Origin of the sequence: Streptomyces sp. NPDC050658, from assembly GCF_044457025.1 — a bacterium.
In the GTDB taxonomy this organism is placed as follows: domain Bacteria; phylum Actinomycetota; class Actinomycetes; order Streptomycetales; family Streptomycetaceae; genus Streptomyces.
The window spans coordinates 1,307,122-1,319,775 of sequence record NZ_JBITGM010000001.1; the positions used below are offsets into that span (position 1 = coordinate 1,307,122).

The window sequence follows — 12,654 nt, forward strand, 5'->3', positions numbered from 1 at the left end:
GGGCGACAGCGGTCCCCCTGGGACACCTGGGCGGTGCGTGGTGCAGTATGGCTCGCGATGCGCAGAGGACTCGTACACGCCATGGCGTGGTCGCTGGCCACCGGGGCCGCGGTCACGCTGTCGTGGTGGGGTGTCCACACGGTGATGGCGGGCACGGCGTACGACCCGCCGCGCGCCGTACCGCTCGCCGGCGACGGCGCCGAGCCGGTCTCCTCCTCCACCCACCGCCCCGATCCGACGCCGAGCACTCCCGAGGCGACGAGTTCCACGAAGCCCTCGAAGTCGCAGAAGCCGTCGAAGTCCCCCGAGAAGGAATCGCCGAAGCCGCCGCCGAGCTCCTCGTCGAAGCCCGCCCCCTCGGCGGGCAACGTGAAGAGCTACTCGACCGACGGCGGCCGGGTCGTCTTCGACCTCGGCAAGAAGTCGGCGACGCTGGTCTCGGCGACTCCGGCGGCCGGCTGGTCGGTCCAGGTGTGGAAGCAGTCGACGTGGATCAGGGTGGAGTTCACCTCGGGCACCGACAAGCTCTCGGTGTTCTGTACGTGGCACGACCATCCGCCGGCGGTCGAGATCAACAAGTACTGACGGCTCTGCCTGCTCAGCGGAACACGGAGGGCGGCGGCGCGGGCGACGCGACCGCCCCCGCGTCCATGACGGCGGCCGCTCCCCCGCTGAAGTCGGCGAGCGCCCTGCCGTGTTCGACGCGCGCGGGATGCGAGTCCCCCGCGCTGCGCCGGGTCAGCTCGGCGACGGGCAGCGGCAGGGCACTGCCGACGAGCACCGCGTTGCCGAAGCGCTTGCCGCGCAGCACGGCGGGGTCGGCGACGAGCGCCAGCTCCGGGAAGACCGCGGCGGCGGTGGCGAGCTGGCCGCGCAGATGCGCGAGCGGGGGCCCGTCGGCGAGGTTGGCCGCGTAGTACCCACCGGGCTTCAGGACTCTGCGTACGTCGGTGAGGAACTCGGTGCTGGTGAGGTGCGCGGGCGTCCGGGCCCCGCTGAACACATCGGCGACGACGAGGTCCGCCCAGTCGTCCGCGATCTTCGCGAGGCCTTCGCGGGCGTCGGTGCCGCGTACCCGCACGCGGGCCTGCGGGTCCAAAGGGAGTTCTCTGCGGACGAGTTGGATGAGCGCCGTGTCGCGTTCGATGACCTGCTGGGTGGAGCGGGGGCGGGTCGCGGCTATGTACCGGGCGAGGGTGAAGGCGCCGCCGCCGAGGTGCAGGACGTGGATCGGCTTGCCCGCGGGGGCGACGAGGTCGGCGACGTGCCCGAGCCTGCGCTGGTACTCGAAGTCGAGGTACGCCGGGTCGTCGAGGTCGACGTGGGACTGCGGGGCGCCGTCCACGAGCAGCGTCCACGCACGCGGCCGGTCTCGGTCGGGAATCAGCTCGGCCAGCCCACCGTCCACTTCCTCGACGACAGCCTCCGCCGCTTCCCGCACCCGCCTGTTTCTCGCCATCAGCCCATTATCCGCGCGCCGGACCGGTACCGCCCGCCCCGACCGCCCTCTGCCGCGGCAGGCGTCTTCAGCGTGATCCCCGACCACGGCCGCCCCGCCGCGGCAGCCTTCCGCAAGGCAGACCCCACCCTCAGCCACCCCCGCCGCGGACAGGCGTTCCGCAGGGCGGAACGGGTGGGCACAGCGCCAAGCGCGGGGGGCCGATGATCAGGGGCGGCACGGCCAAGCCTCAGCGGCAGCGGTCAGCGGCCTCGATCGTCCGCGCGGCCTGGCCCAGCGCGGCCCGCAGCACCGTGGGGTCAGTAACCGGGTCCGCCTCGCCGGACGGCGGCAGCAGCCACCCCGTCCCAGCCACCGGCGGCGCGGGAACAGGCTCGGCCGGCACGGCAACCCCCCGCCCGAACGTCTGCGTACACGCGCTCCCCGGCAGGTCCCACGCGTCCGCCGTACCCGGCGGCACCAGGAAGCCGAGGGTGTCGCACGGCCCGTCGTGCAACACGGGCCCGACCCCGTCCGCCGCGGCCCGCCGCAGGATGTCGACGGCCTCCAGCCCCTGCCGCGCCGGCACCGTCACCAGATCGCAGCAGGCCGCAGGCCCCGGCGGCGAGGGAGGCGCACTGTGGTCCTGGCTCGGCAGATGAGCCGCCGTCGTCAGCGACGCCCGCGAAGCGCCGTTCTCCGTGCCGATCTCCAACAAGGGGACCCCTCCTCGCAAGGGCGGAAGCCGCGTCGCTCCCTCTCCGCATGGTTCAACGCGGCGCGGCGTCAACAGCTACGGCGGCACGCCGCCGCAAAGGATGGCAGTTCATGGCAGATCGTGGGTGAGATATCCCGTTTGTAGCCAAACTCCGCGTGGCGCCCCGGTGACAGCCGGTACCTTCGTGCTCCGCCGGAACAGGGGCAGCACCGCCGGATCCAGGGGATCAGGCGCACTCCGGCACGATCCGCACGAGAGGGTCAGCCATGGCGTCGTCACCGATGGCATCGTCAACTCAGTCCCCACAACGGAATCTTCTCTTCCGGCAGCTGCGCGGACAACGCTCGCCGGGAGAGTTCGCCGCCGCGGTCCGCCGGTCCGCCCGCGAGATCGGCGAGCGCGTCAGCTGCGACGCCCGTTACATCGGGCGCGTGGAGGCGGGCGAGATCCGCTGCCCCAACTATGCGTACGAGCGGGTGTTCCTGCACATGTTCCCCGGCCGGACGCTGACGGACCTGGGGTTCGCCCCCCGCTCCGCCGTGCGCGGCAGGGGGGCGCGCGCCGAGTCCGAAGCGCCCGTGCCACACACCACGATCCAGCCGTATGAGTCTCCTCCGTCTCCGTCAGGGCCGCCCGGCTCCGAGTGCCACGAGTGCGACCCGTACGAGATCCAGAGTCACGAGGAGAGCGACGTGCGGCGTCGCGCATTCATGAGCGGTACGGCCACCATGGCCGCCGCCTCTTTGGGCCCCTTCGGGCCCGCCGCCCAGAACCCCGCCGAGGCCGCCGCCCAGCGCGGCAGCCGGGCGGGCGAGGCCGAGGTGAGCGCGGTCGAGGAGGCCGTACGTAAGATCCGGCTGCTCGACGACCGGCACGGCGCCGACGGCCTGTACCGACGCGCGTCGGCGCCGCTGCGGACCGCGTACGCCCTGCTCGACGCGGGCACCACCCGGCAGTCGACGGCGGACCGGCTGCACACCGGCGCCGGTGAACTGGCCATCTCCGTGGGCTGGTTGGCCCATGACTCCGGGCGCTTCGACGACGCGCGCTCGCACTACGCCGAGGCCCTGGCGACCGCGCGGATGGCCGGCGATCCGGCCCTTGAGGCGCACGCCTTCTGCAATACGGCGTTCCTGGCGCGCGACGCGGGCCGGCCGCGGGAGGCGGTGCGGGCGGCGCAGGCGGCGGCCCGTGCGGCCCGGCATCTGTCCTCGCCGCGGCTGCTCTCGCTGATCGCGCTGCGGGAGGCCGGGGGCTGGGCGGGGCTCGGCGACCGGGCGGGCTGCGAGCAGGCGCTGGCCCGCGCGCACGCCCTGTTCGACCGGGGCTCGTCGGACTCCGACCCGGAGTGGATGTCCTTCTACGGAGAGGCCGAACTCGACGGTCTTGAGGCGCAGTGCTGGTCGGCGCTCGGCGACTGGGAGCGGGCGGCCCGGCACGCGCGCCGGGCGGCGGGCGTGGCATCGGCGCAGACCCCGCAGTTCACCCGGAACATCGCGCTCTACACCGCGGAGCTGGCCGACGACCTGGCCCGCGCGGGCCGCCCCGACGAGGCGGCGACGGCGGGGCTGCGGGTGCTCGGGCTCCTGCACGAGGTGCAGTCGTCCCGCATCCAGGCGATGCTCGCGACGACGGCGCGGGTGCTGCTGCCGCACCGGAGGGCCTCCGGGGTGGGCGGCTTCCTGGAGCGCCACGCGTCACTGCCGAGGGCCGTTTAGATAGCGGCACTCCCTGTTCGGTCGGCGACTGGACAGCCGCGCTCTCTATTTTTGGATAGCGGCACTCCCTACGGGCCTACGGGCCTACGGGCCTACGGGCCTACGGGCCTACGGGCCTACGGGCTATGCCAAGTGCCCCGTCTCGTTCCACGACTCGATGGCCGGTTCTCCGTAGGCCCAGCCGAGGGTGGAGAGCGAGGTCGGGTTGAGCCGGATGCGGGCCGCGAAGTCGATGTCCAGGCCGAGCCAGCGGGCGCCGATGGAGCGCAGGATGTGCCCGTGCGCGAAGACCAGGACGTCGCGGTCGGCCTCGCGGGCCCAGGCCACGACCTCGTCCGCGCGGGCGGCGAGCTGCTCCAGGGTTTCTCCCCGGGGGACGCCGTCGCGCCAGATGAACCAGCCGGGGCGCACCGCCTGGATCTCGGCCGGGGTCATCCCCTCGTAGGAGCCGTAGTCCCACTCCATGAGCGTGTCCCAGGTGGTCGCCCGGCCCCCGAAGCCGGCGATCTCGCAGGTCTCGCGCGCGCGGGAGAGCGGGCTCGTGCGCACCTCGACGTCTGCGAGGCCGTCGTAGGGCGCGCGGTGCAGCCGCTCCCCCAGGAGCTTCGCGCCGCGGCGGCCCTCTTCCAGGAGCGGGATGTCCGTCCTGCCGGTGTGCTTTCCGGACAGTGACCACTCGGTCTGTCCGTGCCGGGCCAGCAGGATGCGTGGTGCCATGACGAGCCTTTCGGAACCGGCGGCCATCGGCCGCCAAAGGGCGAATTCTGCGGACAGGTGCTCGTCCGCACCTTCCATCATCACTCACGCGCGCGACCGCGATCACTTGTGTCCACGGGGAGCAACCCACCTGTCGATCTCAGCGTCTATGACGACTGGAGGTCGCCTCAGGAGGTATTCGCGTACGCCGTAAAGTGGGCCGGCCAAGACAGCTGCGGGAGCGCAGCAACACAACGGATGGGGGACCGGCCGGATGCCGCAGACGGATGCTCCGGGCATCGAGGGGAACAGCGGGCACCGGCTTCGCTGGTGGACCGAGCTGCCTCTCATAGCCCTGATATACGCCGCGTACTCAGCGGGCCGGCTGCTCGCCCGCGGCGATGTGTCGAGCGCCGTCGACCACGGTCTCGCGCTGCTGCGGGCCGAGCGGTTCCTGCGCCTGGACGCCGAGAGCCCGCTGAACCGGCTGTTCACGGCGAACGCGTGGATCGGTGTCCCCGCCGACTTCTGGTACGCCTCGCTGCACTACCTGGTGACGCCCGCGGTCCTCGTCTGGCTCTTCCGCAGCCGTGCGGTGCGCTACCGCGCGGCGCGCACCTGGCTGATGGTCTCCACCCTGATCGGCCTGGTCGGCTTCACGCTGCTGCCGACCTGCCCGCCGCGGCTCCTCGAGAAGAGCCACGGGTTCGTCGACACGATGGCGCAGTACAGCGACTACGGCTGGTGGGGCGGCGAGGCGAGTGCGCCGCGCGGCCTCGGCGGCATGACCAACCAGTACGCGGCGATGCCGAGCCTGCACGTCGGGTGGGCGCTGTGGTGCGGTGTGATCCTGTGGCGTTACGGCCGCACTCCGCTGACCAAGGCCGTGGCGGTGGCCTATCCGCTGATCACCACGATCGTCGTGATGGGCACCGCGAACCACTACTTCCTCGACGCCGTCGCGGGCGTCGCGGTGATGGGCGTGGGCCTGCTGCTCACCCGGCCGATCCTCGCCCTCGCGGACCGCGTACGGGCGCGGCTGGGGCTCGCGGCGGTGGGGGCGCGACAGCCGGCGGTCGAGGTGCGGCCGTCGCCGGTGGTCGCGTCACGCGCCCCGGAATCCTCAATTGTCAGTGGCGAGTGCCAGACTTCGACAGGTGAGCGAATTCCCCGACCGCGCCAGCGGCCTGCCGAGTCAGGAGCCGAGCCGGGTGCCCACCCCGCCGACGCGGGGGACAGCACTCCGACAGCGGCTCGCTGAGCTGCGCGGACCGGACGTCCCCGCGAAGCCGCTGGACGCCCGGGCCCTTGCCGCCCTCGCGGCGAATCCCGGGTGCCAGCGGCGTGCGCTGCTCGACGGCGCGGGGGTGGACAAGGCGACGCTCGCCCAGTCGCTCGGCTCCCCCGGCTCCTTCGGGCAGTCCCAGTTCGCCTTCATGCGGGGCAACGCGTTCGAGGCCAGGGTCAAGGCGGACGGCGGCGCGGAGCTGCTGCGGCTCGCCCATGGGCGGCTCGGCGGCGGCCCCGAGCCGGTGCCGGGCGAGGCCTCGGTGCCGGACCTCGCCGCGGTGGGCCCCGAGGGCCGGGCGGCGCGCACCTCGCTCGCGCTGCGCGAGGCGACGTCGGCGGGCGGCTGGACGCTCCTCGACCACCCCATGCTCGCGCTGGACGTGGCCGGCACGCCCGCGTTCCTGGAGCCGGACGCGGTGGTGGTCCACCCGGACGGCACCTGGACGGTCGTGGAGATCAAGTCCTTCCCGATGATCGACGGTTCGGCGGACGCGGCGAAGGTGGGCGCGGCCGCCCGCCAGGCCGCGGTGTACGCGCTGGCGCTGGAGCGGGTGGCGGCCCGCATGGAGCCCGCGCCCCGCGTCCGGCATCACGTCCTGCTGGTCTGCCCCAAGGACTTCTCCAACCTCCCCGCGGCGTCCGCCATCGACGTACGCAAGCAACTGTCGGTGACCAGACGCCAGTTGGCGCGGCTGACCCGGATCGAGGACATCGCGGCGGCGCTGCCGCCGGGCACGACCTTCGACGTGAACCGCCCCGCGGCGGACCTCACGGCCGCGGTCGAGTCGGTCCCTGCGACGTACGCCCCCGAGTGCCTGGCCGCCTGCGAGCTGGCCTTCCACTGCCGCGAGCGCTCCCGCGACGAGGGCGCGGTCACGACGCTGGGCCGCGCGGTGCGGGGCGAGCTCGGCGGTCTGACGACGGTCGAGGGCGTCCTGTCGGCGGCGCGCGGCGCGTCCGGCGACGCGGCGGATCCGGCGGTGGCCGCGCTGCGCAGGGCGGCGGCGCTGCGGTCCGAGGCGCTGTCCGGCGCGGGCAGGGCAGTGGGCAGTGACGGCCTGGCGCAGGCGAAGGAGGCAGCCCCGTGTCACTGATCGACAATCTGGCCCGGCTCGAGGCCGTGAGCACCGGGCGCGCCCAGCCGAGGGCGACGGTCCGGCACCGGCATCTCTCCCAGCGGCCCCTCGTCCTCGTCCCGCTCATCACCGCGGGCGAGGCCGGCGCACCGCTCGGCGCCCTGGTCGGCACCGAGCGCACCTCGCCCCGGCTGATCTCCGTGCCGCAGCCCCGCGACCGCGACCTCCGCTTCACGTTCCTCGCCCAACTCGCGGACACGGTCCTGGAGTACGTCGACTCGTTCACCGGGGAGGTCGAGGCGGCGGAGCGCAGCGAGACGGACCCGGAGACCGGCAAGCGCGTCAAGGTGGAGGTCGAACTCTGCTCGGACGCCCCGCAGTTGATCGTCCCCAGCCGCGCGGGCATCGACTTCGTGCGGCTCATCGGCCGGTCGACCCGGTTCCGCCGCACGGCCGAGCAGGACCCGGAGACGCCGTACCCTGCGCCGCCGCGCGTCCCGCTGCTCGGCCGCTGGCTGACGCACTTCGGGGAGCGCGCCCGCGTGCCGGGGTCGTCGCTGCTCACCGCCATGACCGACCTCCTGTCCCGGCACTGGGCGACCGGCCAGAGCAGCCTGGAGGACCAGCATCTGGGCGCCCTCCTCGCCTGGATCGAGGCCCGGGAAGGCACCTGTGGAGCCGATGCGGCGCTCCGCGCGGAGCTGGCGCGGGACAAGGACGGCCAGCTGCTCTGCCCGCCGGCGGGCCCCGCCACGGACCCGGCGTTCGACAACCACCTGCTGGCCCCGGCCATCGAGCGCTACGACCGCGCGCGCAGCGCCCTCGGCGCCGCGCAGGACGGCATCGAGGCGGACACCCGCCTCGGCGAACTGGCCTCCGCGGAGCGGGAGATCCGCGTCCTGATCGACTCCAGGACCCGCCCCACCTGGGACGCGGTCTGGCGCGGCCTGGACGCGCTGTGCACGCTCCCCGAGGCGCCGCACGCCGTGGACCGCTGGACCCGCGACCGCTGGTCGTTCACCGGCCACCGGGACCGGGTGACGGCGGGCGAGCCCCCGCAGCCCCGCGTCGACGACGCGGTCACGGCGGCGAACAAGCTGGCGGCCCGTGAGCGCGAACAGGCCAGGCTGGAGGCCCAGGAGGCGCTCGACGACCCGCTGGTGATGGCGGGCCGCCGGCTCGCGGGAGAGGCCTTCGACGGTGAGGTGACGGAGGTCGTGATGGCGTACAGCGAGGCCAAGAGTCCAAGGCCGCGCCCCCTGATCACGGTCCGCACGGACGACCGCCCGCACCTGGCCGAGCGCGCGAAGGTGTACCGCTCGCTCCAGGGCAAGCCGCAGACCGCCGAGTTCGTGGCGTACGAAGGTGAAGGCGCCGTCATCCTGCGCGTCACCGACAAGATGGGCCGCGGCAAGGAGCCCGAGGCAGGATCGGTGCCGGAGAAGGGCGACCGGATCTGCTGGACGCTCTTCGAGCACGAGCAGCGCGGCGGGCCCAAGCTGCCCGACCCCGAGGCGACTCCCTGGACCCACGGCGGCCCGCCGGGCGACGCCGCCGAGAGCCCCGACCCCGTGACTCCGGAGGACACCCTGTGAGTCCAGTAGCAGCACCCTTCGACCCCGGCGCGGCAGCGGCGCGGGCCACGGACGCGATCCTGCACGACACGCTGCACGGCGCGCACCGCGGTGTCGTGGTCGACTCCCCGCCGGGCGCGGGCAAGTCGACGCTCGTGGTCCGCGCGGCGCGTGAACTGGCCGCGGCGGGGCGCCCGTTGATGGTCATCGCGCAGACGAACGCGCAGGTGGACGACCTGGTCCTGCGGCTCGCCGAGAAGGACCCGGAGCTGCCGGTCGGCCGTCTGCACAGCAGCGACCCGGACGCGTACGACAAGGCGCTCGACGACCTGCCCTCGGTGCGTACGTCGACGAAGGCGGGCGATCTCGCGGGCCTGGACGTGGTCATCTCCACGGCCGCGAAGTGGGCGCACGTCGAGGCCGCAAAGCTCGACGCGCCGTGGCCGCACGCGATCGTGGACGAGGCGTACCAGATGCGGTCGGACGCGCTGCTCGCCGTGGCGGGGCTGTTCGAGCGGGCGCTGTTCGTGGGCGATCCCGGCCAGTTGGACCCGTTCTCGATCGTCGGCGCCGAGCAGTGGGCGGGTCTCACGTACGACCCGTCGGCGTCGGCGGTGACGACCTTGCTGGCCCACAATCCCGAGCTGCCCCAGCACCGCCTCCCGGTGTCGTGGCGGCTCCCGGCGTCGGCGGCGCCGCTGGTCTCCTCGGCGTTCTATCCGTACACGCCGTTCCGCAGCGGCACGGATCACGGGGACCGGCGGCTCGACTTCGGTGTGCCGTCGGACGGTTCGGCGCCGGACCGGGTCATCGACGAGGCGGCGGAATCGGGCTGGGGCCTGCTTGAGCTGCCCGCGCGGAATACGCCGCGCACGGACCCGGAGGCCGTCCGTGCGGTCGCCCGAGTCGTCCGCCGCCTGCTGGACCGGGGCGGCGCGGCCACGTCGGAGCGCGGCCCGGATCCCACGCCGCTGACCGCCGACCGCATCGCCGTGGGCACGGCCCACCGTGACCAGGCGGCGGCGGTGCGGGCGGCGCTCGCGGAGCTGGGGGTCGCGGACGTCACGGTGGACACGGCGAACCGGCTGCAGGGCCGCGAGTTCGACGTGACGGTGGTCCTGCACCCGCTCTCCGGCCGCCCCGACGCCACCGCCTTCCACCTGGAGACGGGCCGCCTCTGCGTCCTGGCGTCCCGCCACCGCCACGCCTGCATCGTGATCTGCCGCGCGGGCGTCACCGACCTCCTGGACGACCACCCGTCGACGGAACCGGTCCAACTGGGCGTGACGGTGAAGTTCCCGGATGGGTGGGAGGCGAACCACGCGGTGCTGGCGCGGCTGGCGGAGCACCGGGTGCCCTGGCGGCCTTGAGAGGCAGCGCCCCGAAGGGGCGCTGGGAACTGCGCGACCAGCCACGACGCGCCCGCAGATGAACCCGCCCATCCCGCGGAGCGAAACGCCCTCTTGCGCCGCACGAGACAATGGAAGACGGCCCACGGCCGGAAACGTACGAGGAGGCACAACCATGGCGGAGCCCCAGCGGCCCCGGTCCGAACGGCGCCTGCGCCCCGCGCCCCTGCTCTTCGAGCCCGCGGAGGCCACCGCCGATCCGGAGCACTTCTTCGACCTGGAGTCGATGGAGGACCCGCGCGAGCTCCTCGACCGTGCCACGGAGCTGACGCACGCGTTCCGTGCCGCCACGGACCGGTCGATCGAGTTCCAGGCCATCGCCGCCGCCCAGCTCGCCGACCCCCGCCGCTTCGACCGCCTCACGACGGCCGCGATCGCCGAGCGCGCGCAGTGGACCGAGGACTACGCGAAGAAGATGGTCGAGTTCGGCCGGGACCTGCTGCGGGGGACCGGGGCGAGGGACGCCTGAACGCCCCAACAAGATCACGGGGCATATGCCAGGAGGGCAAGGTACTCCCCCCGACCCACCCTTGTCCCGATTTCTAATAACTCTCAGAAATGGAATGCCCACTACCGGTAGACGTATCTGTCATGAGCGGCACAGATCTCCACCCGAACCCCACACCCGCCCCCGCCCCCGCCCCCGCCTCCTGCGACGTACAGGGCATCTGCGACGTCACGACCGAGGGAGCCGCCTGGCTCGCCTCCGCAGAAACGTATCCGCGCAGCACCCTCACCCACTGGCGGTCCCGCCCCACCGCCCCCGCAGTCCTCCCCTGCGGCACCGTCTTCGACGTGGTGAGCGTCCCCGCGGTCTTCGGGCGGCGGATGCTCGACCGCTTATGGGACGAGGGCCCCGGCTCCGGCCCCGTCGCCGAGCACCGCGGCCGCACGCTGCTCTTCGCCGCCCCCGGCACCGCCCACCGGCTGCCCTCGCTGCTCGACTGGGAGGAGTGGGGCCCCGCCGTCCCCTCCGTGCTCTGTCACGGCACGGGCGACGCCGTCACCGTGCCGCCGATCACCGCGAGCCGCCGGGAGACACCTGCGGCCGACCGGCTCGATTCCCGCTGGCTGGTCGCCCCCGACGCCCGGCACCCCTGGCTGCCGGGCCCCGAGGTGATGCTCTGGGCCTGTGTCCGCGCGGCCCGTGCCACGGCGGGCTCCACGGTCCGTATATCGATTTTTCCTGGCGGCGATCAGGATGCTAAGGTCTACGACGTCAGCAGGCGCCGCTAGCTCAGTTGGTTAGAGCAGCTGACTCTTAATCAGCGGGTCCGGGGTTCGAGTCCCTGGCGGCGCACAGACGGTGAAAGGCCCCTCGCGGAAGCGAGGGGCCTTTCACGTGTGCCGGGACGCCTCACCCCGGCGACACCTTCACCGTCCACGCCCCCGTCGCCGTACGCCCCTCGACCTCGATCCGCACGCCGTCGTCCGGGAGCGTGAAGCTCTCCCCCACCTCCACCGGCGCGTCCGCGAGCGCCGGATACACGGAGTCGCCCCAGCAGGCCTCCGACCCCGGGTGGGCGTCGACGACCTCGACCGGGCCGCCGCCGGACGGGGCGGCATTGCGTACCCGATAGGCGAGCACCCCCTCGCGGCAGGTCGCGTGGTCGTTGCCGGCCGCGCCCCGCGCCTCGATGGCGATCACGCTGTCGCGGCCCGTGCGGACGACCGCCAGCTTGGTGCCGCCGACACCGCCGCGTGCGGGCCGCGCCGACAGCGGCTCCAGGGTCAGCCGCCGCCCGCCGCCCGTCACGCACACCACCTGCCGCGCGTCGAGCCAGCCGAGCTTCCACTTGTGCCAGCCGAAGAGGTCCGGGGAGAGCCCGAACTGGCTGCCCATGACGTCCCAGTCCCCCACGTAGGTGTCCCAGTCGCCCTTGCCGTCCGTCGGCCGGTGGTAGAGATCGGGCAGGTCGAAGACGTGGCCCGTCTCATGGGCGAGGACGTTGCGGTCCGGCGGATGCCGCTCGAAGACCGTGACGATGCGCTTGATGTCGGCGCCGTCGGCCCGCATCGGCCGGTCGAAGTTGACGACCTTGGTCGCGTCGGAGTCGACGCCCCGCGCGTCCGGGTCGGCGACGAAGTACACGACGTCGTAGCGGGAGAAGTCGACGTGCGGATCGGCCGCGGCGACCGCGTCCCGCAGATAGGCGCTGCGCCGCGCCGCGTTCCAGTCCCGCTCTATGGCGTACGCGGTGGAGTCCTCCGGCATCTCGACCCACTCGCTGCGCGGATGCGGGCGCAGCGCGAACTTGCCGTAGGAGGCGCGGTCGAAGAAGTCGCTGGTGGCGGGGAAGTAGTCGGCGGCCAGCTCGGCGGGATCCGTCAGGGGCGGGGAGTCGGGGAAGGAGAGGAAGACCATCACCGCGTCGAGGCTCCGGTCCGGGCGCGGATAGCCGGCGTTCCAGGTGTCCAGGCCCTCCGAGTGGTGGGCCGACGTGCGCTCCAGGGCGCACGGGCCCGCCGTGGGCTGGGCGACGGCGGGGCCCGCGACCAGACCCGTGGCGGCCAGCGCGGTCAGGGACGTGAGGGCGGCGGCCGTGCTGCGCAGCCGGGGTCTCTCCCCTCCACGGGTGAGTCCCCAGGGGGGTAGCTGACGCGGCACGTCCACCTCCGGGTGCGGAATACGGGGCATCCCACCCACCCTGTGGCGCTTTAATAAGATTTGCCCTGTTTGCCTGGCCCAACCGAGTGAGGAAGGGCCCGCCCGCGCTCACGGAACGTCACAAGTT

The 12,654-nt window shown here is 73.4% G+C and carries 12 protein-coding genes and 1 tRNA gene; 9 read left to right on the forward strand and 4 right to left on the reverse strand.

Translation table 11 applies throughout. The features are described 5' to 3' along the window. Positions 1–57: 57 nt before the first annotated feature. Positions 58–585: a hypothetical protein gene (locus ACIBKX_RS05770; RefSeq protein WP_363272049.1), complete on the forward strand. Its 528-nt coding sequence runs from the start codon at positions 58–60 to the stop codon at positions 583–585. A 13-nt stretch (positions 586–598) separates the two neighbouring features. Here the strand turns inward: ACIBKX_RS05770 and ACIBKX_RS05775 are convergent, their stop codons facing one another. Further along, positions 599–1,459 carry a fused MFS/spermidine synthase gene (locus ACIBKX_RS05775; protein ID WP_363271874.1) on the reverse strand — a complete coding sequence of 287 codons (861 nt, stop codon included), beginning with the start codon at positions 1,457–1,459 and terminating at the stop codon, positions 599–601. A gap of 229 nt (positions 1,460–1,688) precedes the next feature. Then, positions 1,689–2,156, reverse strand: a complete 468-nt coding sequence (locus ACIBKX_RS05780; RefSeq protein ID WP_363271875.1) for a hypothetical protein — start codon at positions 2,154–2,156, stop codon at positions 1,689–1,691. A 266-nt stretch (positions 2,157–2,422) separates the two neighbouring features. On the opposite strand from ACIBKX_RS05780, the gene ACIBKX_RS05785 reads away from it, so the two are divergent. Continuing rightward, positions 2,423–3,874, forward strand: a complete 1,452-nt coding sequence (locus ACIBKX_RS05785) for a tetratricopeptide repeat protein (RefSeq protein ID WP_363271876.1) — start codon at positions 2,423–2,425, stop codon at positions 3,872–3,874. Between the two features lie 123 nt (positions 3,875–3,997). Here ACIBKX_RS05785 and ACIBKX_RS05790 read toward each other — a convergent pair whose 3' ends face one another. Continuing rightward, positions 3,998–4,591, reverse strand: coding sequence for a histidine phosphatase family protein (locus ACIBKX_RS05790; protein WP_363271877.1), 594 nt, complete (start codon positions 4,589–4,591; stop codon positions 3,998–4,000). A gap of 253 nt (positions 4,592–4,844) precedes the next feature. Between ACIBKX_RS05790 and ACIBKX_RS05795 the strand changes: the two genes are divergently transcribed. The 7 genes from ACIBKX_RS05795 (at position 4,845) to ACIBKX_RS05825 (ending at position 11,219) form a co-directional block, all read left to right on the forward strand. Then, a complete protein-coding gene (locus ACIBKX_RS05795) occupies positions 4,845–5,831 on the forward strand; it encodes a phosphatase PAP2 family protein (RefSeq protein WP_363271878.1) in 987 nt (328 codons plus the stop codon). Then, on the forward strand, positions 5,782–6,954 hold the full coding sequence (locus ACIBKX_RS05800; protein WP_363272050.1) for a hypothetical protein: 1,173 nt from the start codon (positions 5,782–5,784) through the stop codon (positions 6,952–6,954). Before ACIBKX_RS05795 ends, ACIBKX_RS05800 begins: the two co-directional genes overlap by 50 nt. Next, on the forward strand, positions 6,945–8,531 hold the full coding sequence (locus tag ACIBKX_RS05805) for a hypothetical protein (RefSeq protein WP_363271879.1): 1,587 nt from the start codon (positions 6,945–6,947) through the stop codon (positions 8,529–8,531). Before ACIBKX_RS05800 ends, ACIBKX_RS05805 begins: the two co-directional genes overlap by 10 nt. Continuing rightward, positions 8,528–9,880: an AAA domain-containing protein gene (locus ACIBKX_RS05810; RefSeq protein ID WP_363271880.1), complete on the forward strand. Its 1,353-nt coding sequence runs from the start codon at positions 8,528–8,530 to the stop codon at positions 9,878–9,880. The genes ACIBKX_RS05805 and ACIBKX_RS05810 overlap by 4 nt, the downstream gene beginning before the upstream one ends. Before the next feature lie 154 nt (positions 9,881–10,034). Next, a complete protein-coding gene (locus tag ACIBKX_RS05815; RefSeq protein WP_363271881.1) occupies positions 10,035–10,388 on the forward strand; it encodes a hypothetical protein in 354 nt (117 codons plus the stop codon). A gap of 122 nt (positions 10,389–10,510) precedes the next feature. Further along, complete coding sequence (locus tag ACIBKX_RS05820; RefSeq protein WP_363271882.1) at positions 10,511–11,155, forward strand: bifunctional DNA primase/polymerase; 645 nt, start codon at positions 10,511–10,513, stop codon at positions 11,153–11,155. Then, a tRNA-Lys gene (locus tag ACIBKX_RS05825) sits at positions 11,146–11,219 on the forward strand. The genes ACIBKX_RS05820 and ACIBKX_RS05825 overlap by 10 nt, the downstream gene beginning before the upstream one ends. A gap of 57 nt (positions 11,220–11,276) precedes the next feature. Here the strand turns inward: ACIBKX_RS05825 and ACIBKX_RS05830 are convergent. Then, positions 11,277–12,557, reverse strand: coding sequence for a M6 family metalloprotease domain-containing protein (locus ACIBKX_RS05830; RefSeq protein ID WP_363271883.1), 1,281 nt, complete (start codon positions 12,555–12,557; stop codon positions 11,277–11,279). Positions 12,558–12,654 lie beyond the last annotated feature (97 nt).